At 68.7% G+C, this 22,372-nt stretch carries 12 protein-coding genes and 1 pseudogene; 4 read left to right on the forward strand and 9 right to left on the reverse strand.

Annotated elements, in window-relative coordinates; translation table 11 throughout:
* Positions 1–7: 7 nt before the first annotated feature.
* The 4 genes from drmB to ACFYTE_RS29615 are packed head-to-tail and all read right to left on the reverse strand — an operon-like array spanning position 8 to position 11,773.
* Positions 8–1,873, reverse strand: a complete 1,866-nt coding sequence (drmB, locus tag ACFYTE_RS29600; protein ID WP_388716851.1) for a DrmB family protein — start codon at positions 1,871–1,873, stop codon at positions 8–10.
* Positions 1,870–5,124, reverse strand: a complete 3,255-nt coding sequence (locus ACFYTE_RS29605) for a helicase-related protein (RefSeq protein ID WP_388716854.1) — start codon at positions 5,122–5,124, stop codon at positions 1,870–1,872. The genes drmB and ACFYTE_RS29605 overlap by 4 nt, the downstream gene beginning before the upstream one ends.
* On the reverse strand, positions 5,121–7,025 hold the full coding sequence (locus ACFYTE_RS29610; protein WP_388716856.1) for a UvrD-helicase domain-containing protein: 1,905 nt from the start codon (positions 7,023–7,025) through the stop codon (positions 5,121–5,123). The genes ACFYTE_RS29605 and ACFYTE_RS29610 overlap by 4 nt, the downstream gene beginning before the upstream one ends.
* A complete protein-coding gene (locus ACFYTE_RS29615; RefSeq protein ID WP_388716859.1) occupies positions 7,022–11,773 on the reverse strand; it encodes a sacsin N-terminal ATP-binding-like domain-containing protein in 4,752 nt (1,583 codons plus the stop codon). Before ACFYTE_RS29615 ends, ACFYTE_RS29610 begins: the two co-directional genes overlap by 4 nt.
* Before the next feature lie 688 nt (positions 11,774–12,461).
* Between ACFYTE_RS29615 and ACFYTE_RS29620 the strand changes: the two genes are divergently transcribed.
* Genes ACFYTE_RS29620 through ACFYTE_RS29630 form a run of 3 tightly spaced genes read left to right on the forward strand, consistent with a single transcriptional unit; the run spans position 12,462 to position 16,483 of the window.
* Positions 12,462–14,606, forward strand: coding sequence for a helix-turn-helix domain-containing protein (locus ACFYTE_RS29620; protein WP_388716862.1), 2,145 nt, complete (start codon positions 12,462–12,464; stop codon positions 14,604–14,606).
* Between the two features lie 3 nt (positions 14,607–14,609).
* On the forward strand, positions 14,610–15,605 hold the full coding sequence (locus tag ACFYTE_RS29625; RefSeq protein ID WP_388716865.1) for a hypothetical protein: 996 nt from the start codon (positions 14,610–14,612) through the stop codon (positions 15,603–15,605).
* Positions 15,602–16,483 (forward strand): DUF6339 family protein, encoded by an 882-nt coding sequence (locus ACFYTE_RS29630; protein ID WP_388716867.1) that lies wholly within the window; start codon positions 15,602–15,604, stop codon positions 16,481–16,483. The genes ACFYTE_RS29625 and ACFYTE_RS29630 overlap by 4 nt, the downstream gene beginning before the upstream one ends.
* Here the strand turns inward: ACFYTE_RS29630 and ACFYTE_RS29635 are convergent.
* From ACFYTE_RS29635 to ACFYTE_RS29650, 4 genes are all read right to left on the reverse strand, one after another.
* A complete protein-coding gene (locus ACFYTE_RS29635; RefSeq protein ID WP_388716869.1) occupies positions 16,474–18,042 on the reverse strand; it encodes a DNA cytosine methyltransferase in 1,569 nt (522 codons plus the stop codon). The two genes, ACFYTE_RS29630 and ACFYTE_RS29635, sit on opposite strands and share 10 nt — an antisense overlap.
* Positions 18,026–19,045 (reverse strand): DNA cytosine methyltransferase, encoded by a 1,020-nt coding sequence (locus ACFYTE_RS29640; protein ID WP_388716871.1) that lies wholly within the window; start codon positions 19,043–19,045, stop codon positions 18,026–18,028. The genes ACFYTE_RS29635 and ACFYTE_RS29640 overlap by 17 nt, the downstream gene beginning before the upstream one ends.
* On the reverse strand, positions 19,042–19,455 hold the full coding sequence (locus ACFYTE_RS29645) for a very short patch repair endonuclease (RefSeq protein WP_388716882.1): 414 nt from the start codon (positions 19,453–19,455) through the stop codon (positions 19,042–19,044). The genes ACFYTE_RS29640 and ACFYTE_RS29645 overlap by 4 nt, the downstream gene beginning before the upstream one ends.
* A gap of 221 nt (positions 19,456–19,676) precedes the next feature.
* Positions 19,677–20,696, reverse strand: a complete 1,020-nt coding sequence (locus ACFYTE_RS29650; RefSeq protein ID WP_388716874.1) for a hypothetical protein — start codon at positions 20,694–20,696, stop codon at positions 19,677–19,679.
* Positions 20,697–21,199: 503 nt separating this feature from the next.
* Between ACFYTE_RS29650 and ACFYTE_RS29655 the strand changes: the two genes are divergently transcribed.
* Positions 21,200–22,003 (forward strand): class E sortase, encoded by an 804-nt coding sequence (locus ACFYTE_RS29655; protein ID WP_388716876.1) that lies wholly within the window; start codon positions 21,200–21,202, stop codon positions 22,001–22,003.
* A 48-nt stretch (positions 22,004–22,051) separates the two neighbouring features.
* Here the strand turns inward: ACFYTE_RS29655 and ACFYTE_RS29660 are convergent.
* A pseudogene (locus ACFYTE_RS29660) lies at positions 22,052–22,372 on the reverse strand (IS982 family transposase); the annotation flags it as partial.

Raw genomic sequence — 22,372 nt, forward strand, 5'->3', positions numbered from 1 at the left:
TCGGGTGCTAGCGGGCCAGTACGTTCGCGAAGTAGCCCAGATGAGGATTGTCCGGGGTGCCGACGAGCAGCATGCGGTCCAACAGGATGTTGTTGTGCTCGCAACTGGTCTCGGGGAGCATCACGCAGGCGTGGCAAGCCGCGAGGTTGGTTCCGCCGGTGCCGGATGCCTCGGCCTCCATGCAGAGCGGGTCGGAAGAACACCACTCGGCGCGGTGGACGGCCGAACGGACCGTGCGATCCAGAAGCGCCGGTTCGCCCTGCGCGACGAGACCGCCGAGGCCGCCCGCGGAGTCGCTCGTCGCCGTGTACACGAGAACCCCGGCCATGTCGTCGGCGGCGTACAGGCGCTCGCGCAGGGAAGCGGCCGGGTAGCCGGCCTCCAGGCTCCACTCGTTGATGAGGACGTGGGCCAAGGTGTGCAGCAGCACCATGCGAGGGGAGGCCGGGGAGGGGACGACCCGGCTCGGGTCGCCGACCCGCTGCTCCAGCACCCGCTGGTGAGCGGTGCGCATCCGCTCGATCCGGGCTGCCACGGCCGGGGCTTTCTCCCAGGTGCCGAGTCGGTCCTCGTCCAGGCGGAGGAAGACTCCTTCGCCGCGGACCTCCATGGCCGGGAGCCAGCGCAGGGGAGATTCGGAGAGAGACATCTCTTTCGATTCGGACGTCGACTCGGGGTCGGCGAGCCGGGTGAACGCCTTCAGTGCGCGAACCTCGCGGAGTTTCTTGACCAGCATCGGGCCGGTGACGCCGAGTGAATCGAGCACGCTCTGGTCACCCAGCGGGCTTTCGCAGACGAACTGCTCGTCGCGGGAGTGTTCCCGCTCGTCGTTGCCCGAACGGAGACGTTCGTACTCCTTGTTGCGCAGGGCGCGGTAGCGATGGTCGAAGGTGGGGGCCGCCTCACCGTTGGGATCCTCCTCGCGCTCCGCGTCGAGCAGCGCCATCACCTCGTCCAGCGGTACGGGGCACTTTCCCTTGAAAACACCTTTGAGATAGATCTCGACGTGCTCGCGCGTGTCGTACTCGCGGAGCGCGTCCCAGTGTTCGGCGAGCGGATCGGCGCGGCCGTCGCTCCACGGAGGGATGGAGAGCGCCGACTTCAGCACCGGCTGCCACACCGCAGATGAACCGCGCTGCAGCGTGCGGAGGGGGAGTCCGCACTCCTGGGCGGGGGCCGACGTGCCGAGCCACGGGCGCGTGCCTCGGCACGTGAGGCCCAGGTCCTTGAGCGCGTTCCTGCGGAAGGAGCCCTCCATCGAGACCTTGGGAGCCTGCCCACAGGTGCATGAGACGAGGATCGAGCGAAGCGAGGCCGTACGCCCCGACGAGCGCAACTTGAGCTTTCCCTCGCACTGTCCGGCCGCCGTGGCACCGCGATCGGCGGAGCGGTGGATCCATTGCCAGTACGGGAACTCACCGAGGTGGCCGGCCTCACAGGCAACGACGAAACGAGAGGGTACGAGGTCGACCTCACACGTGCCGCAGACGCTTCGACCGGCGGGCGGGTTGAAGTCGCGGTGTCGTTGCAGTTCGGTGCACTCGGGGCAGAAGTGCATCACGGGGAAGCGTCGAACCCGCAGGCCGTCCTTGCTGGTGTCGTCCGAGGCGGGCGGTAGCCGGAAGTAGTCGACGTCGAGAAGTCGGGCCAGACGCCGTTCGTGGATCCGTGGGGACTCGTCGAGGCTCCAGCTTCTGTCGGCCTCGTCCAACCCCGAGACCACGAAGGACTCATGGTCGACGGCGATCAGCGAACCGATGCCGTACGTCGTGATCGCCTGTGCGCGGCGGACCGAACCGCGCCGCGGAAGGTTGTGTGCGGGAACGGCGCCGTTCGCGCCGGTCCGGCGACGACGGGCGGGGGGCGGGGTCATCGGGTTCCCTCCATGAACAGGGCGGATTCGGCGTCGACGTCGCGCAGGCTCCACAGCGTGGACCATGCCTTGGCGTCCTCGGACTCGTCGTCGTACGCCTTCAGGAGTGAGGGGGTGCGGCTGCCCCTGCGTGGTTCGAAGAGGAGGCCGCCGTGGATGTCGGCCTCCTTGCACCACCACTTGACGAAGTCGTCGAAGTCCTGGGATACAGCGTCGGTCTCCTCCGGGGTGACCTCGCGGACGCGGTCCAGGAGCACGGCCCTGATGCGGCCCCGGAGGAGGTGCTCGTAGGACTCGACCTTGCCGGCGCCCTCATTGGGGCGGGCAGCGGGGATCAGGATGCGGGCGAGGGCGACGATCACCGCGTGCAGACCCCGTTCGCGAGCGCGGGTGGAGAACGGCGTGACGGAGGTGGACTCGACCTCGCGGTAGAGGGCCGAGTGGAAATGCTGGAAGCTCTCGTAGTGGGAACGATCCCGGGATCTGGCCGAGTTGAGCATGACCGTGACCAGGCCGGGGTGGGCGCGGCCGACCCGGCTGGTGGCCTGGATGTACTCGGCGGTCGTCTGCGGCTGGCCCATCACGGCCATGAGACCGAGGCGATCCACGTCGACGCCCACCGCGATCATGTTGGTGGCCAGCAGGACATCCACGGTGTCCTCGTCGGGCAGCCTCTTCTCGATGCCCTTGAGGCGGGTGGGGATCTCGCTGGCGTCGACACGGCTCGTCAGCTCCGAGTAGTTGGCGACCGAGCGGACTTCCACCCCCTCACGCTCGGCGAGTAGTTCCAGATAGGCCACCACGTCGTCGTGGACCTGGAGTTCGGCCGCGGAGAGCAGTCGGAGGCTGTTGAAGTAGCCGACGAGACTCCAGTACGCGTCGCGTACCTCGTCCTCGGTCTTGGCGTGCTTGGCCCGGTGCAGCAGCGACGCGTACGTGCGGATGAGCAGGGTGGACTGGCTGGTGCCGGGGGCCAGGAGACCGACATAGCGGCGGCTCGCCTTCTCCTCGCGTGGCGTCTCCACGGCGAACCACGAGTCGCGGGCGTCCAGACCGGCGGGCGGGAACTGCCGTACTTCGCGGGCGAAGAGGTGGCGTCCCTGATCGGCGGCGCGACGGATGGTCGCCGTGGAGGCGATCACCTTCGGTCGGTCGGCGAGCGCGTCCACGGCGGTCTCGTACAGGCCGGTGAGCGTTCCCAAGGGACCTGAGATCAGGTGCAGTTCGTCCTGGACGATCAATTCCGGGGGCGGCGTGTCGTCTTCCGGGTCGTCGAGGTTGAAGAGCGCCGAGGTCGCAGGACGCCACGGCATCGAGGCGAACTTGTCGACGGTGGCGATCACCAGCGTCGGCCGGGCGTCGTAGACCGCCTCGTCGATCAGGTGAACAGGCAGGCCGTGGGCGAAGTCACAGTCCGTGCCGGGGCAGCGGACGTGCATCCGCTTGGCTTCCTCGTCGGTCTCGTAGCTCCGTGCGTCGAGGCGGGTCCCGCACCACGGACAGGCGTGCAACTGGACGGGGTTCTCGGTGGCGAGGCGCTTGCCGAGGTTCGCGCGCAACTCATCGAGCCTCCGGGCGGCCTCGGCCAGCGTGTTGGGGGTGGCCGAACGGCCCACCCACATGCCGATGGAGAACTCCTCACGTCCCAACCCGGGCATGCGGCGCCGCATCTGCTCCATGGCGCAGAGCAGGATTGCCGCACGTTCGAACTGCTGAAGGGTGAGCAGTCGCAGCGTGTAGCGCATGAGGACGGTGACACCGCCGCCGTCGGCACCCTTGCGGATGCGACGCAGGAACGACGTGAGGGCGATCAGCCCGAGGTAGGCCTCCGTCTTGCCACCACCGGTGGGGAACCACAGCAGGTCGGAGACCTTCCGGTCGCGGTGTCCGGGGTCGTCGATGCTGGCCAGACAGAGCAGCACGAACGCGATCTGGAACGGGCGCCAGCGCCCGACCGCCGGATCGGGGGCGCCGATGCGTCCGCCCTTCACCCATGCGCTGCGGGCGCGCTGCTCGGCCATGGCTCGGTTGGCGAGCCGGAATGCCTTCATCAGATCCGGCTTGGCGCACAGTAGCTCGATGCCCTCGCGGATCCGGTCGAGTGCCTCGCGGCACGCCTTCACCTGGTCCCGCGCGGGCTTCTCATGGGTGTCGCCCACCAACGCCGCCGCCTCGGCCGCCTTGCGATCGATCCAGCGTTCGTAGCCCGTGGCAAGCACCTTTAGGGCGGCCAGGATCTCGGTGTCGGACTTCTCCGCCAGTTCCAGCATGGACAGTGCCGAGCTGTCGATCTCCGGGTTGGAGTCGGTGAGCAGTACCTCCACGGAGGGCACGAACTGGCTCCGCACCTCCGGGACGGCAGCCGGGACGGTCTCGGTCACACCGATCGGCGACGGCGTCCAGTCCCATTCGGCGGCACAACCGTGACCGACCGCGAAGGTCGGGGCGTGGCGGTGCAGCAGCCGACTCGTGGCGACGTCCGGATCGTGGGCGGCGGTCGGTGCGGGACGTTCGACGAACGCGGTTGAGCCGTCGGCGGCACGGACCTTCAGACCGCACTGGAACAGGGAGAAGGCGTCCTGCAGATCCCACTCGCCGACCCTCTGGTCATTGATCAGCGTGACCGTGATCGTGACCGTGCCGGTGGTCGGGTCGGCACGCCGGACGTTGACGTGCAACGCGGCTTCGGGGGTGAGCTTGATCAGTTTTTTCGGCGCCGGCCGGGTCACGTCGACGGACTGGTCCGGGATGACCAGTTCCCTGCGCCGCCACCGCTCCCGCTGATCGGTGGTGGTACGGGCCTCGGCGCGGCGGGCCGGGATCGGGTTGCCGTCGGCGTCGGTGGGCTCGTACACGGCCGCACGAGCCGAGACCACGATCGAGTCGCTTATGGCCGGGTGGACGGCGAACGTCAGGCCCATCGACGAGGGACGCCTGTCCCCCGCCGCACCGAAGTCCTGCGCGGTGCTTGACTCCTCGGCGTCGTCGCGGGTGAGCAGCGGGGTGGCGTCCAGGCCTTCCTGTTCGGAGGCGTCCTCGCCCTTCCGCTCCTGCGCGGCCTTGTTCGCGGCACGCGGGTACAGCACGCCGGTCAGGTAGCGGTCGATCGGCGCGTCCTGGGTGAGGATCTCGTCCCGGTCGTCCGGCTCGGCGTCCTCCGCGGGGCCGAGGAGTTCACGTCGGAGCCCCACCAGGAGTTCCTCGTCCCGGACCCGGTAGTGCTCCGAGTGTCGGCCTGCCACGTACGTCATGTGCGTTGCTCCTCGTCGTTGTGGGCTCTCCGGTACCGGCCGATGCCGGTGATCCGCGGGACGACCCACACGCCTCGCTCACCGAGTCCGGCGTTGGCACCGGCGGCGGTGCTGCCCGCCACGGTCTCCAGGGTGTCGATCCGCAGGCCGTGGATCTCGTCGGGCCACCAGGGATCCCAGGTACGGTTCACCTTCTGCACCTGGAACAACTCCTCGCGGAACCGCCGCGACGCCTCGCCGATCCCGCGCCCTTCGTGCAGCAGGATGTACGGCGGGCTCTGCGTCTCGCCCATCGGCAGGTCGTGGTGTCTGCGCAGCAGCACTTCCTGTCCGGGCCTGACCTGTTCCACGAGGTACGCCTGGGTTGTGACGGCGTCCCTCTCGTGACCGGGCGGGTTGTCCCGGCATACGTCGCCCGCCTCGCCGACGATCCCGTACCTGTCGTACGACCGCCACGACCCCAGATAGCGGCGGCCGTCCTGCCGGCGTCCCACCCTCCTGAAATGCGGCAGTTCGGGAGGGGCGACGTGGTACAGATCCTGACGGGCGCGTGTCATCGCCACGTACAGGGCGCGGGCCTCGGCGGGGAGGTCCAGCTCGTCCTCGTACCGCTTGTGGAGTTCGGCGACGGTCGGCGGGGCCAGGATGATCACCCGGTCGAACTCCAGGCCCTTGGCCCGGTGCACCGTCGAGACGACGATCCGGGCAGTCTCCGGGTCGGCCGCCTCGTCGGGGAACCTGCCGTCGGCGACCGCGCGGCGCAGCCGGTCCAGGTCGAGCACACCGCGTCCGGCTCCGCGTGCGACCCGACGCAGCACCGTCCACAGGGCAGCCGCGTTCGGTTCGTACGGCAGAGGGAGTTCCGCGAGGAGAGTACGGAACCGTTCCTCGGTGAGGCCGGTGGCTTCCGTGCGGCGCAGCAACTCGGCCACCCAGTACGGCACTGGACGATCTTCGAGGGGGCGCCGCAGCCGGTGCTCGACGCCGTGCGCGTGCAGCAGGCCGGAAACCACGAGGGCCTGCTGGTTGTCACGGGTGAGAACGGCGCATGTGTCGGAGACGGTCCGCAGGCCGTCCAGGGTGAACTCGTCGCCGAGGTCGCCCATGCCGTTCGCGGGGTCCAGAAGGAGGTCGCACAGTTCGTCGTAGAGGGCTCCCGCCTCGTCCGGATCGCTGAGCTGCTGGAGGCGGGGGCCGTGGGCCAGCGCGACTCGGGCCTCGGAGGTGGCGGCCCGGAAGTTTCGGGTGAGACACAGCTCCACCAGGTCGTCGGGATAGGAACAGCGCAGCCAGTCGAAGAAACGGCCTGTCTCGTCGGCGCGTTCGTCCGGGTCCTCGATCTGGAAGCCGTAGACGGACTGCGCGGCGTCTCCGACGACGGTGAAGCCACAGCTGTCCTGGTAGCGGTCGAGCAGCGTCTCCACCATTTCGCGTCGCCCGCCGAGCAGATCCTGCACCTCGTCGATCACGACATGTGCGGGCGGCACGGCGTCGCCGACCTCCAGTGCGCCCCTTTCGATCGCGCGGGTCGCGGCGTCGATCCGCTCGTCGAAGCCGACCGCTCCCCAGTCGCCGTCCGGATGTGCCTGGAGGAGCACCTCGTAGGCCCACGCGTCGAAGGTACGGGCACGAACCCGCTGGGCTCGTTCCCCGTGCCGAGAGATTCGTTCGCGCAACTCCCGCGCGGCGGCTCGGGAGAAGGTGAGCACCAGTATCTCGGCGGCCTCCAGCGCCTCCTCCGGGTCCTCGTGGCCGCACAGAGCGTCGAGCCGTCGCACCAGAGTGTGGGTCTTCCCCGCCCCGGCCCCGGCGGTGACCAGGACGCGCGCGTCCCAGGGCTGCTCGACCACGGCCCGCTGCTCGTCGGTGAGCGGGGGGCTGTCCAGGTAGACGTCGGTCACTTGCGGCTCCAGAGGTGCTCGAACTGGGTGAAGGCGAGCTGGGTGTCGAAGTTGGCGATGTTGTCGCTGACGTTGAGGATCAGGCAGGTGCGCTCGCCCCCGTTCATCGGGCCACGCAGACCTCGACCGATCATCTGCTGGTAGACGTTGGTGCTGTAGACCGGGCGAGCCACCACCACGACACGCGTCGCGGGAGCATCGAACCCTTGAGTCAGGACCCCGTAGTTGGTGAGGACCCGGATGCGTCCGGTGCGGAAGTCCTCGACGCGCCGGCGCCGGTCCTGAGCACTGGTGGTCGAGTCCACGGCGGCGGCCGGGACACCACGGTCGTTCAGCATGGCCGCCAGGTACTTGGCGTGATCGACGGACGTGGCGAAGAGCAGGGTCGACCAGTCCTGCGGAAGACCGGCCACCTCGTCGACGATACGGCGGCTGCGCGCGTGGTCGTCGGCGAGCCGCTGCTCGGCCGCGCGGGAGAGCGTCGCCATCCGGACCGCCTGCGCCTTCTCCTCGGGCTTCAGCACGATCTCACCGCCTTCCAGGGTGCGATGCTCCACCTGCGCGAGCATTCCCCACTCCTGAAGGTCGCGGTACGGATCACCTGAGGGAAAGACGCCCTCGTCGAGGCGCCGGTTGCCGAAACGGTTGACCAGCCGACGCGTCTCCTCCTCATTGGTGTTGCGGAACGGAGTGGCGGTCAGACCGAGCAGGTGCCGCCCGGTCTCGTACGCCGTGAGTCCCAAGTGCGCTAGGATCTCTGTGTACCGCTTGGAGATGGCGGTGTGGGCCTCGTCCACTATCACCAGCGCGGCCTGGCGCAGCCACGCGTACTGGTGCGTGCCCAGACACCGCTCCAGCTTGGCATCCGTGGCGACCACCAGATGCGGGTGTTCGACGACGTTCCCCACCTCGTGGCTGCTCCACAGCCGGCTGATGGTGAGCGGTCGCTCCGCACCCACCTTGCTCCACACGAACTTCCAGCTCTGCACAGCCTGTTCGCACAGTTCCTCAGTCTGCGCGATCCACAGCAACGGGCCTCCCAGGTCGCCCACCCGCTTCACCCAGCGGATCACGGCCTCGGACGTGACCCGTGTCTTGCCCGCGCCGGTGGGCAGCGACAACATGGCGCGCTGCGGGGCCAGCCGGTCGAGCACAGTGGTGACGTTGCGGACGAGGTCCTCCTGGTAGCCGTGGAGGCGGGGGAAGTCCCGGGGGCCGTCCACGGTCTCGAAGACGGGCGGTGACGGGGCCCTGGAGCCGGCGAAGGCCACCGGCAGCCGCAGGTCCGACACGAAAGCGACAGCGGCCGACGAGCCCCCGTAGGCCACAGGGGCGTTGGGGAACCTGGCCTGGATGTCACGGGCATGCTGCTGGAGCACCCCGTCGCCATGGGCGTTGAAGGCCATCTGCGCGATCCGGTGCCCGGAGGGCTCCGCGCCGCCCGTCTCGTGCAACTCGGCCTCCAGCAGTCCGTCCGGCAGCCCGGTGCGTAGAGCCTCGGCACCGATCAGCAGCTCGATCTTGGTGACCACGTCGTCGGCGTCGCGTACGGCCTTGAGTGCCGCCTTCGTCTCGCTGTCCCGCGCCATGCGCTCCTGCTGCTCCAGCACGGCCTTGCAGCCGGCGGTGCCGAGCCCGAGCTCCAGCTCGCGGTCGATCAGTCGCAGCATCGGTTCGGCGGCCAGGGGAACGCGGACCTTGATCGTGCCGCCCTGGCGGACTGCGTCGAGGGGGCGGGGCTTCGCGCCGTTCTGGGTGCGGGTCATCTCTTCCAGCTCGGTGCACCGCAGCACCACGGTGTTTCGATTGCCGCTGTTCAGTCGCTGGCGCAGGGCGGGGTACAGCTCGACGAGGGGAACCGGGTCGCCGTCCGGGACCTCGCGTGTCTCCCGGGTGATGGCATCTGCGTAGCGCTTCATGCCCCACTTGTCGGCCATCAGCTCGGCGTCCTCGGCAGTCGCCACGAGCAGGGCGGGAAGCTGTTCGGCACGCAGTGCCCGATACTCGGCCGTGCCGACCGCGACGGTGATCTCCTCGTCGGGGCGGGTGTCCCAGGTGTCACCGATCCGGCAACGAGTCAGCGAGTCCTCCGGGAAGTCCGCGCCGAATCGGGTCAGCATGACGTAGGTGTTGCCGACGAAGGAGTCGTCCTCGCTGCGCGTCACTTCCGAGAGCAGAGTTTCCCAGTGCTCGGCGGGAACGTCCTCGACGGTGGTGGGCAGGCGCAGCTTGCGGGCCTTCTCCGGCGAGATGTCGGCGACCGGGAGCACATCGCGGTAGGCGGCGAGCTGGGGACCGACGGCTTCGACCAGGGGCTTGAGCCCCTGGGAGGTGGAGACGGTTCCGTACTTCCTGAGCATCCAGCGGATCGGCGATGCCACGGCCCGGCGGGTGCTCGCCTGGGCGCCGATCTGTCGCGTCCAGTTGTCCACCACGGCCTCGTCCGGAAGCGCCTTCAGGAACGCCGCGCGGGACTCCTCCGAGAGCGACCGGAAGAGGTGCAGCGGACCACCGGTCGGAGAACCCTCGACCTTCATCCGGTTGAGGCCGGTACGAGGGGCGTTCTGGTCCAGGCCGCGCAGGTAGGACGCGTGGACGGCTTCCCGGTACTCCTCGAACCAGTCCTCGTCCTCCGGACGCGTCGAGGTCGACGGCCGTTCCCGCAGGCCGATCTCGCGGAAGAAGGCGAGGTCGTCGGAGTGGAATGCCATGTCGACGGCGACACTCGGGTCGCGTCGTGCGTCGACCACCGCACCCGGCAGCATGCAGTCGCGTACCGGGCGGAACGTCCCTTCCGCTGTCCGTACCCGCAGGGTCTCCCGGGCGTCCGGCACGTGCCGGAGCACCCTGTGGGTCAGACGGTGTCCACCGGCCTGGCGGAAGAGGTCCCAGAAGCGCTCCCATTCGACATGTGTGTAACCGACGAAACCCTGGTCGAGGACGCTGATGAACCGGCCCTCGGCATCAGCCTCGCGGATGCCGAGGAGGTTGAGCGCGGAGGCGAGGTCCGGGTTGTGTGCGATCTCGCGGACCACGTACGTCAGGGACTCGCGCAGGCCGTCCTCGTCGGCGCGCCGGAACACCTGACCGGGCACCGCGGCGACGAAGCCGTGTTCCTCGGTGAGCACGATCTGAGCCCGACGGGCCTCCTCCGCATGGGGCGACGCCTTCTCGACCATGTCCGCGAGGATGCGGATCGCCGCGGTGGAAGCCTCAGCGGTGCCGCACTCGACCAGAGCCTCCAGCCATTCGCGAACGTCAGCCCGCTTGTGTCCGGCCGCATCGAGAATGTGCTCCACCTTGCCCGAACGAAGCGTGTCCGCTTCGGCGTTCGGGTGCAACCAGTTCGACGGGCGGCCGGGGGACCGGTGCCACAACCGCAGCCAGCCTGCGCTGCGTTCCTTGTCGAGACGCGGAGGGACGCGCAGCTCGGTCGGGACGCGCAACACGCCCTCCTGGTCGGGCAGCGACGGGCGGACCGCCGTCCGGTTCCAGATCTCCCGGGTCAGGAACTCGTCGGCCCAGCTGATCGCCTCTTTCACGCGACCGGGCAGCAGGGGCAGGTACGCGGCGGGGTCCTCGGCGGGAGCCAGACGGGGGAGGGAGTCGACGACCAACGCCGCCGATACCCTGATCATTTCCTCATTGAACGCCGAGGAGTCGAGCAGGTTCTGTCGGTCCTCGTTGGTCTTCCAGGCGCCGTTGAGGATGCCGCTGAGGGACATCTCGTACTTGGTCGGGAAGAAGGACCAGAAGCGACCACGCCCCCGCGACTGTGGGCTGATGTGGAGCCCGCTCTGGGTGTCCTTCTCCAGCGCGGGCACCGCCCAGGCGAGGTCGAGGGCGAGGCGGTCGTGCAGTTCGCCGGCGTCGGCTCGGGCCGCAGGACCGGGTTCGTGCGTGGTGGAGAAGACCCGCCAGCGGGCGCTGACGGTCGGCCGCCCTGTCCGTTCCTCCACCACGGTGTGCAGGTCCCCGGACTGTTCGGTGGTCAACACGCGACGGACGGCCGGACGGGGCCGGCGATCTTCGAGGACGACCTTTGCCACGTGTGGGGAGAGGAGTTGGAACCCCAGGGGGAACTCCTCCCGGGACGATCCGGCGGTCGTCCGTCCGCCGTGCATGTCCAACGCCAGTCTGCCGGCGGCACCGTCGAGCAGTGGTAGGCGGACGACGGTCGTGGCCCAGCCCAACAGTTCCTCCAGGACGGGGTCCTGAGCCCGCTCGGCATCCGTGTCGAGCGGACGTGCCATGCGCAGGACCGGTGCCTCGAACCGCTCGCCCAGCCGTTCCCGCACGCCGGGGACGGAGTGGATCTTCGCAAATGCCCATTCGCGATCGAACCCGAAGGCGCCGGAGGTGCTGAAGAACTGAGGCGCGTCGGTCACGACCAGAACAGATTTCACGCCCACTCCGAAACGACCGATCTGGCCGCCTCGCTTGCGTGACATGCTCATTCGGAGAATGGTTTCCGCGCCCTCGGGGGTCACCGGGGCGCCCTCGTTGGCACAGTAGAGGTGTGTGTCGGTGAGGACGACCCGAACGGACCCCCCGGGTTCGCTGGCGATCTCGTCGGCAGCGTTCTGGACGAGTTCGAAGAGTTGCCGGTCGCCGTATCCGCCCTGGGTGATGCGACGTTCGCCGTTGGCGTGCTCCGGAACGAGGCCGGGATCGACCTCGTAGGTCTGCAGTACACGAGCGGATTGTTCGAGGACGGTGGGGATCACCGACTGCGGGGAGACGGGCACTTTGTCTTCACGACTCCTGTGATGGATGGCATGACGAAAGTAAACGAGAGCGTCGATCAACGAGCGGTCCGAGCGTGTTGACCTGTGGAGACATGGCTCAGTGGTCCAGCGACCTCATTGGGGTCGGTGAATCTGGGAGCCCGGACCGAAGAGGTCGTCGAATTCCTCGATCGTCGTACCGAACGAGTCGAGAATCTGCTTTCTTTCCATGTCGGAGCTCGCTAAAGAAAGCTCAAGGCGTACGGAGTGAATTTCACGCTGTGGGGTCCTGCTTTCTTGGGTCTGGTCGAGGGGCCCGTACCACACGCATGCTCGGGGTCGTGTAAACGCAAGTGGGCACAACTTACCCGTTGTCACACGGGATTTTCCGAGTGAGGCGGACACTTCCGCTGGCGACGATCCTAGACGGCGTCACCCGTTCGTGTCACGCCGAATATGGCTGCGATCCAATGGAGTTGACGTTTCCGCTTTACAGAGGTTTGCATCAGGGATTTCCGGTCGATCTCATCACGGTCTGGCCGCGGATGCGCCATTCCTGAAAGTTCTTGCGAAATCGGACAGATCGGACTGGTGGCTTACGGGGAGTTCATCTACGTCGCGTCAAGCGTCGGTTGACGTCTGCTCCGATGTCAAATTAGCCTGTCCGTGGCAGGGGCACAACGACGTACGGCGAAGACTGGGAGGCCCTATGGAGGCCGGTGAGGAGTTCGGGCCCTGGCTGGCCCGTCAGCTCAAACTCGCGGGCAAGACGCAGGCGGAGCTTGCCGATGAGCTGGGACTGACCAGGGCCGCGGTCTCGGCATGGATCACGAAGCGCTCCGTTCCGCGTCCGACCGTCATGGGGGAGATCGCCAAGGCGCTCGGCACTGATCTGGGCACCGTGCACACCCGGACCACCGATACACAGGCCGGCCTCCCGATCACCTGGTACCACCGACCCGGCTACCAGGACGGTGGGCGCGACGGTGGGAACGCCGCGGCCTTCGCCTTCGACGCGGACGTTCAGGTGCTCGCCCGGGAGACCTGTCAGAACAGCCTCGACGAGCGGCTCTTGGAGAACGGGCGGCCGGTCCGTGTGCGGTACACGATCCATGAGCTGACCGGCGAGGTGTTGGACGCGTTCCGTGCCGCCATCCTCTGGGACGAACTCCAGCCGCACTACCAGGCGGTCTCCCGATCCGCCGCCGATCAGAAGGTCGGACGTGTCGTGGACGCCGGGGTGCGCGACATGTTCGAGAAGAGCCGCCTGATCCTCTTGCGGATCGACGACTACAACGCCTCCGGTCTCACCGGTGACGACTACGGCGACGGCAAGTTCGCGGCCGTGATCCGCCGACAGTTGGAGAGTCTCAAGTCCGGCCGAGGAGCGGGCGGTTCGTACGGACTGGGCAAGGCCACTCTCTGGGCGACCAGCGCGTTGGGCATGGTGCTGATCAACTCCACGCTCTCCGTACCTCATGAGGGCCGCACCGACCGTCGCGTCATCGGACGGCTGGAGCTGCCATGGCGTTCCGTCGACGGCGTTCCGTACGCGGGACCCGCCTGGCTGGGCCGCCCCGACCCCGAGACACCCGGCGCGGAGGTGGTCCGCTCCTGGTGGGCGGACGAGGAGATGGTCGAACGTCTTCACCTCACTCGTGACAACGACGAGCCGGGCACCTCCTTCCTCGTGGTCGGTGCCCATGACGTCGCCAGCCTCGACCAGAGCAGACCGGAGGCCGCCGACGAGGACGAGAACGGGAGTGAGGACGACGGAACACGGGACATCCGCGTCATGCACCGCCGCCTGGTCGAGGCGCTGGGCAGGGATTTCTGGGCGGCCATGACCGGAGGCGGCAGCAGGCTCCCGCTCTTGGAGACCTCCGTCCGCACGCTGCGCAACGGCGAGGTCGTCATCGAGGAGGAGAAGGTCGACCCCATCGACACCCAGCCCTCGCGTACCCGGGCCCTGCGCGCCTTCTACGAAGGGACGACCGTGGACCGGCTCACCGAGGCCGGCCAGGTGGCGCTTCGCACGGTTCCGCTCCGGCTGCCCCTGTCCGGAGGACGTCGTGGCACGCTCGGCACGCACCCGGGAGTGCTCCTGGTCACGGAGGCGGAGGACAAGGACGGCGTGCCGAACCAGGTCCACTCGCTGCGTGGCAACCGGATGACCATCAAGAAGGCCGGCGTCGCCGGACTGCCTCTGGGCGTCAACGCCTTCCAGGCGGTACTTCTGGTGGGCAAGGCGGCCGGGGAGTCCGCGCCCTTCGCCGAAGAGGCCGACGAGTTCCTGCGAGCCGCCGAACCCCCCGAGCACGACCGCTGGGGACAGACCGAGGAGTTGACTCTCCGTTGGTCGCACACGGCGCACCACCGCATCGCCAGGTTGACCACCGAGGTCAACACGGCGGTGAGGGACCTGGTCGTCCGGCCGAAGAGTGCCGGGTCACAGGAGAGTGCCAAGCTGCGCAAGAAGCTCACCGTCCCGCGCAAGAGCACCGCGCCCCGGCGCGCTTCCGGGCCGGCTGTGCCGGAACTGGACGGCCTGGACGCCGAGATCGGTGCCGGCGGGGAGTGGCGGATCACCGCCGAGGTGAAACTGCCGCGTGCCGAGGAACAGGCCGCCATGACGCCGGTGGTGCTCCTCGATGTCCGGTCGGGCAGCCGGCCCAGGCTCGACTGGGCGGAACTCGTCGCCGTGGAGGGCTGTGAGGTCGAGGACGGTGTGCTCCGCTTCACGCCGGGCGCGCGCCGTGCCGTCTTCCGGGGATCCACTGACGCCGCGGGCCATCCGGTTCGTACCGAACTCACACGACTCGTTCTCGAACTCCGTGCCGGTGCGGGGGAGTGAGGCATGAAGTTCTATCCGTACAAGCGACTCAACCGTCCGATCAGCCTGAGGGTCACCTCGGCCTCTCTCAGGCTGCCCGACGGTATTCGCGACCACCTGGACACCTCGGCGTACTCCATCCCCCAACGGACCGTGGCCCTGGGCGTGGCACAGCACGAGGACTGGGTGTCGGCCAGGATCGGCCTGTCCGCCACTCTGCCTCCGGGCGCCACGGATCCCGACGCCCCTTGGAGCGATCTGCGGGTCATGGCGGTGCTCACCGAAGGTGCCACCAATGTGCGTACCTCGGTCGATCTGCGGCAGGACGGTCCGGGGAGCAAGGAGTGGTCGGGTGAGGTCGAACTGTTCCGTGACGACCATGTGGGCCGTTCCTCCTTGGCCGTCCACGCGATCGCCACGGTCGGCGACGTGCCGGGTCGGGCGATCACGGAGACGGACGCCGACTGGACCGTCGACGTCACTGCCGAGGAGCCTCTCGGTGGTCTGCGTCTGGACGTGAAACAGGCGAGTTTCTCCAAGAGCGCGCGGGAATGGTTGCGCCCCTACTCCGACGCGCCCTGGGCGATCGACGCCTCGGGCCGGCTGCCCTTGGTCATGGTCAACACCGACATCGAGGGCTTTTCCGATCTCCTCGGTGGCGAGAGCGGTGGGATCGAGAACAAGGTCCACGAGCTGTTGGTCTCCCAGATGGCCACGGACGTATGGACCGCGGTGTTCCACAGCGCCGTCGGCGACCTGGAGGTCGAACCCGACGGTTCGCCCGTCTTCCCCACCGACTGGCGGGGCGAAGTGCTGCGCGAAATGCTCCCCGACGTGGTGCCGGGCCTTCACGTCGAGGAGGCGCTTCGTCAGGTTCACCGCCGTCGGACCGGCGACGCGGGGTGGGTCGAGCTTCAGACCCGCGTCCACTACGCCGCTGTCCGCCGCGCCGGTGCGAGCAAGGCACTCGCCAACGTCCTGCGCGCACTTCAGCAGATGAACCGAGAGGACAGCGCGTGATCGAGAAGCCACAACATCTTCCCGTGCGGCTCGGCCTGCTCTCGGCGACGGCCGTTGATCCCTTCCTCACCGAGGACCTCCTCAAAGGAGTGCAGGGGCACGGAGGCGTCGACCTGGCCAAGGTCGTCGAATCCCTGTCGGAGGACGACGCCCGGTGGGCGGTCGAACCACTCAGGGACCTGGTGGACGACGCGATGCACCAGTTCAAGGGGTACCGGACCGACGCCGACGGCTGGCTCGCGCCTCGGTTGCACGCCACTCTGCGTCTCACTCGGCGGGAGGCCGCTGATCAGAGGGTCTGGAACCATCTCGCGCTGGCCGTCGCTCCGGACTACGTGGCCTTCCGGCATCCCCCGACGCCCCCGACGCGCGGCGGTGGGCAGCTGCGCATCAACAGGGACCGCTTCAAGGGCTCGGCAGACCGGCAGTGCTTCTCGCGCCTGTGGTGGGCCGCGGAGATGTTCCGAAACGGTGGCGATTACGCGCCGGTGGTGGCGGCATGCGCCAACCAGGATCTGATCCACAACGCGCTGCGTCTGGACCTGCTCGACCACCGTCCCACTGCCCAGGCCCTGGTGCGTATCCTGGAGCAAGGTGTCATCAGCACGGGCCGCGAGATCAACGGCCTCATGACAGCGATCAACACCGCCGGTGCCACCCTGGTCTACGACGCGTTGGCCCCCGACGAACCGCGTGACACCGAGGCGCTGCGCCGGTGGATCGCGGAGGCCGAGTCCGCGCCCCCGGTGCCGCGGCACGAACTGCCGACCGGACCCGATGAGGAGCCCGTCCCGGAGAAGTCGGTGGTCGTCCTCACCGATTACTTCGCCGAACTCTTCGAGACCGCACCGGTCAGAGGGCGGACGCTTCAGGGATGAACGGGAGGGGGCGTCCGCGCGAGCTGGTGCCCCTTCAGATCGCGATGCCCGCGGATGTCCACCGGCCCGTCGGGCTTCCATACCTCCAAGTCCGCGACGGCCTGCTTCAGCCTGACCTTGGCCTCGGCAGCGCTCAGTTCGGGTTCGAGCACTTGGCACAGCACGTGCAGGGCGAGCCGGGGCGGTACCGCGTTGCCGATCTGTTGCGACACGTCGTTGCCCCTCCAGGGGTACTCGACGGGGAACGTCTGGAGCGCTCCTGCCTCGGCGTGGGTGAAGCGGTCGAAGGCAGCGAGGTCCTCGTCGGTGCCCTTGTGAACCAGGCGGTTGCGTGACACCTTCCCGGTGATCGTGGCGGAAGGAGCGTCGTGGTCGCGTCGGCCGCGCGCCTCGGGGACTCCACCGGTCCCGTAGTTCGAGACGACGGTGTATGCGGGGCGTCTGTGCACCCTGTTCGGCGAGATCTTCCGTGCCCTTTCGAGAGCCTTCTCCATGGAGACCCAGGCCTCCTTCGGATCCGCATCGTCGTCCGGAGCTCCCAAGGGGAGAGTGTCCGCGTCGTGTGCCTTCTGCGATCGGCCGGAGGCGCCCTTCGCCTGGTAGCGCTCGTGGGTTTCGGGCACGTCGGCGAGGAGCCCGTTCGAGGGGGCGTTCCCCCTCAGCCGGGCCATCAGCACCGCGCGCCGCCGAGTCTGGGGAACCCCGAAGGCTTCGGTGTGCATCATCTGTGTCCGGGTCCGGTATCCGAGAGAGGCGAGCACCTTGGCGTACTCCTCCCACACCGGCATGACCGCAGGCACCTGCTCCAGGACGACGGCTTCGTAGGGCGCCAGGCCGGGTCGCTTGCTTCGCTCGATCACCCACCACAGGGGCTGCAGAACCAGCCCCGTCCGCTCGTCGCCCAGCTCTTCGAGTCTCTCCCTCAGTGTGTTGTGTTCATCGTTCAGATCACTGAACTCCTTGAACAAGCCCTTGAGTTCGTGGTCGTCCGAGAACCTGAGCCTCTCTGGGGTCCTGAGCCGCTTCAGGACGTCCCTGACCTCGGTCGCCGAGTTCCCGAGTTGTTCCAGCCTGCTTTTGATGGCCTTGCGCTTTGTGATCCTCAGCTCGTCGATCACGCGCTTCTCAGCCCTGACGTCCCGGGCCTGGAGCTCCTTCCGGCGGAGTTCCTCGGAGATCTTGCGCCAGGTTCGGAAGACCTCTTTCCACTCCTGATCCTCGGCTCGTACGGCCTCGTGCAGACGCTCGATGTACCGGAGCACCTGATCCAGAGCCTTACGGCCCACCCCGTGGCCGGCGACGGTGAACGTCTGGCAGGGGGGCCCACCGGTCAGTACCTGGGCACGTGGGAAGAAGGCTGCACGGTAATCCCGGACATCGCCTTTGAAGGTGTCCATTCCCGCCGCTCTGCGGGTGGCGCAAGCTCCCTCGTCCCATTCGATCCCGGTGACCTCGTGTCCCAGGACATGTGCCGCCACATCCAGCCCACCAGGTCCCGCAAACAAATCCACAATGCGGAAACACACAGGTGAGGAGTCTTCTTCAGGGATGTGGCTCATGGGCTTGAAGTGTAGCCGCGTGAGGGGGTGATGGTTCTCGTAGTGCTTCTGCCACCGCCCGACCCAGCGCCTCCCCGACTGCAGGTGGTACGGCGTTGCCCACCTGGCGATAGCGTGCGGTTTTCCCACCGACGAAGCGCCAGTCCTCGGGAAAGCCCTGGAGGAGGGCCGTCTGGTCCACAGTGATGCGCACCAGTCCGTCGTCGCCGAGGGACGGATTCCATTTGAAGTCGCGATCGGGTGGCTCGTTCCCGAAGGATTTGGTGTACACACCCATCCTCCGCCACTTGGCCTTGGTACCACTCGGCCCGAAGTCCGGGCCTCCGTGCGTCTTGGACCCGCCCACCAAGGTCGGTGCCACGCTCGTCGCCTGGGCCGCCCAGCGGTCTGCGTCCGGCCAGCCGCGGGAGCGCATCGACGGTGCCAACGCCTCGCCGACCGACACGTACTCGTGCACGGTGGGTCGGGGCGGCCGGAAGGCGCTCGCCCACTGCTGCTTGACGGCCACAAGAATGCCTTGTCTGCGGTCCTGGGGGACGCCGAAGTCGCAGGCGTTCAGGACGAACCAGGTCAGCGCGTAGCCGAGATGCTCCAACTCTTCGTGGAGGAAGTCCCGTACCGGCGCGAGCGAGTCCTCGTCGACCAAGGTGGGCACGTTCTCGATGATCAGCGCACGTGGCTGGATGGCGTGGACAAGGTAGGCGGTCCCCTGGATGAGGCGGATCTCGCTGTCCGACGAGCGGCGCGTCACCGTGGCACTCGACTTCACCCGGGGCAGGCCGGCCGCAAGCAGATCGACGTCGTACGCCTCTGGGTGGTCCACGGGGTCGAACCCAAGGAGATCCGCGTTCAACACGTTCCACTGCGGTCGGTTGGCCAGGAGCGTCTCGCAGGCACAACGCTCGATGTCCAGCAGGAGTCGAGGAGTGAAGCCCGCCCGCTCCAGGCCCAGGGCCAAGCCGCCCGCTCCCGAGCACACATCGACGAATGTCAGCCTGGTCATCGACCCTTCCCCCTGGATCGTTTACGTTCCATGGTCGTACGGCGTCGCTGGACCGCCTCCACGATGCGCAGTGACACTGTGTCTGGTGCCTCGTGCTCCCAGAACCGCAGGACCTCCCACCCCGCAGCCACGAGGTGCTCGGTGGTTTCCGAGTCACGAACCATGTTGCGGTCCAGCTTCTGACGCCACCACTCCGCGTTGGACTTCGGTTGCGTGGCGTGCTGGGGGCAACCGTGCCAGAAGCAGCCATCGATCAGCACCGCGACCTTTACCGAGGTGAAGGCCACGTCGATCCGACGTCGGGCCATGCCCGGCACCGGGTACTCCACCCGGTAGCGCAGCCCGGCCGCATGGAGGAGACGGCGGACTGCCAATTCGCAGGCCGTGTCCTTGCTGACTTGTCTGCTCATGCGCGCAGAGACGGCAGGCGACAACGGCTTCATCGTGGTCAAGGCGGCTGCCTCACGATCGTGGTGGGGTCCGTTCGATTGATCGCCGAGCCAGCATGACCCGAGCCCCACCGCTTGAACTGCCACGTGGGTCTGTCGAGTCGTTCTGCTACGGCTGTGGCGTCAATTCCATCATGTAGGTGAGCCCAACCACACAAGGTTGTCGGCTCTGGGGCCGGCCCTCAGACCTTCGGGGTTCCGTGGCAGGCTGCATACGAGTTCTCCGAACCGCACCAACACCCCGCCCCCCGCTCCGGGGGCCAGGTCGTGGCTCGGCCTCGGGCCGCCAGGGTCGTCGCATACTGGGGCAGCAACCCCGTGTCCGTCGGGGAGGTGGCCTCTGATGCTGCGAAGGCCTCGTAGGAGGGGACCGTGCCTGTGACGATGCCCAGGTTGGCCGTTCCGGAGGAGGCGAGTTCCCGCAGGGCGGACTCTATGGTCGTCAGGTGTTGTTCGTGGGACGGGTACTCGGCGGTGAGAGAGGGGTAGGCGGCCAGCAGTTCGGACAGTTCCGTGGCCGGCCAGTGCAGGATCGCCACCGGGAACGGGCGGGACAGGGCCTCGCGGTGGGCGTCGAGTTCGGCGCGGAGGCGGGAGATCTCGGCCTCCAGCTCTGCCGGGTTGTCCGAGCCGAGGGACCACACGCGTTTGGGGTCGTGGAGTTCGTCCAGGGACACCGAGGAGGAGTGGAGGGTGTCGGCCAGGGTGTCCCAGTCGTCGTGGGCCGCGCCCAGCATCCGGCGGACGCGGTGGCGGCCGAAGAGGAGGGGGTGCGCGGCGTACGGGGGTTCCGGGACGTCCGTCAGGAGGAGCGTCGCGCCCTGCGTGAACGCGTCATGGGCCGCTTCCAGCTCGTCGTGGGATTCGAGGGCCTCGGCCACGATCACCCAGGGCGCCGGGTCCCGGGGGGCGGCGGTGCGTACTCCCTCGATGATCGCGCGGGCCTCCGCCTCGTGGCCGTACTCCCAGAGGTTGGCCGCCTTCAGGGCTCGTACCAGGTGGGGCGTCTCCAGGGGGCCCGGGGCGGACAGCAGACGGTCGTAGAGCGCGGTCGCGGCGGGGCGGTCGCCGGCGAGTTCCAGGTGGGCCGCGGCCTGGAGGAGCAGGGCCTCGGCGTCCTCGGGATACAGGCCGGCGGTCCGTTCCAGGCGTGCCGCTTCGGCGGTGTGGTCGACGTTCTCGGCAGGCGTGTCGGGGCGCATGGGGGACACCGTACTGCCGATGACCGACGGGGAGGGCGGCGCCCAGGGACCGGCATGGGAGGGCGGAGGGGGCACAGGCGCGGGGAGGGGTGAGGTGGTGGTCGTCGAGGGCCTGCCGCTGTGCCGGGCGGGTGGGGTCTGTGCCGTGTACGTCAGGACCGCCAGGTCGGCCGGGGTGAGCGCGGCGCCGGCGTACAGCGGGGACCGGTGGCCGAGGCCCGCGCTGATGGTCTGGCCGCCGGGCCAGGCGAGGCGGGGCGGGGGCGGTAGTGGGGTGCGGGTAGTTGGGGCGTGGCTCTGGTGAGTTGGCGGTGGTGGGCCTATCGTGCGGGCGGCGCGGGCGCGGGCGCGGGCGCGGGAGCGGCGCGGGGGTGCGGGCACGCGGGCGGCTTAGGTGGTGCCGGTGACCTCGCGGGTGCGGCGGCTTCGGTGTGCCGGTGGCGCCGGTGGTGCGGGTGTGGGCAGTGGCTTCGGGTGGGGGCGTGGTGGGAGGCGGACGGCGTATGCGGGCTTTCGGTGTGCGCGGGGTGCCGGTCGTGGCGGACGGCACGCGGCGGCGGCGTGCCCGGCGCCGGCGGGTGCTGTGGGGCGGGGGCGAGGCCCTGGTGACCGTCGGGGTCGTCCTGCTGCTGCTCGTCGTGCACCAGCTGTGGTGGACGAACCGGGAGGCCAGACAGGGGGCCGAGCGGAAGGTGGAGGCGCTGGAGCGGGAGTGGGACGCCGGCGGCCCCGCGGACCTCGGCACGGTCCCGGCGGCGCCGACCGCGTCGGCCCCGCCGTCGGCGAGCCCGTCGGGCGCCACGCCCCGGCAGCGGTCGTACACCGCCGCCGGTGCGTCCCGGCCCGGCCGCTCCCAGGCGTACGCCGTGCTGAGCATTCCGCGGCTGGGGCTGCGGGTGCCGGTCGCCGAGGGTGTCGACAGGCGGGGCGTGCTCGACGAGGGGTACGTCGGCCACTATCCCGGCACCCAACAGCCCGGCCAGGCGGGCAACTTCGCGCTCGCCGGGCACCGGAACACACACGGGGAGCCGTTCCGTCGGCTGCCCCGGCTGCGGGCCGCGGACACCATCGAGGTGGCGACGGGCGCGGCGACGTACACGTACGCCGTCGACGCGATCCTGCCGCGGACGTCGGCACGTGACGCGGGCGTCCTGCGGCCCGTGCCGCGCTCGGTCGTCAGGCCCGCGTACGGCTATGCCGAGCCGGGCTACTACATCACCCTGACCACCTGCACCCCGGAGTTCACCTCCCGGTACCGGATGGTGGTGTGGGGGAAGCTGCTGTCGATGCGACCCCGGCCCCGGTGACCCGGATCCGTCCCGCTAGATGAGTGAGTCCAAGGGGTGTGGTTGCGGTCAGTGATCGTAGGCGGTCAGTGACCGCTTGATCGGCTGTCCGGTTTTGTCGTTGTGCCAGATCACCGCTGTGAGCGCGAGGATCCGGCACAAGACGCGGGCCGCCACCCCTGCCACGCTCTTGGCGCCGTGTCGTTCGAGGTCGAGCTGGCCTTTGAAGGTCTGGTTGACCGACTCGATGACCTGCCGCAGCGGCTTGAACAAGTGTGCCCCGGCCCGCTCGGGCTCGCCCTTGCGGGCCGGCCGCAGCAGTTCCAGGTGCCGCTCGGCAAGGTCATGCTCGAACTCGCGGCCGTAGTAGTTCTTGTCGCCGATGATCGT

Origin of the sequence: Streptomyces sp. NPDC004629 (genome assembly GCF_042873595.1) — a bacterium.
Taxonomy (GTDB): Bacteria; Actinomycetota; Actinomycetes; order Streptomycetales; family Streptomycetaceae; genus Streptomyces.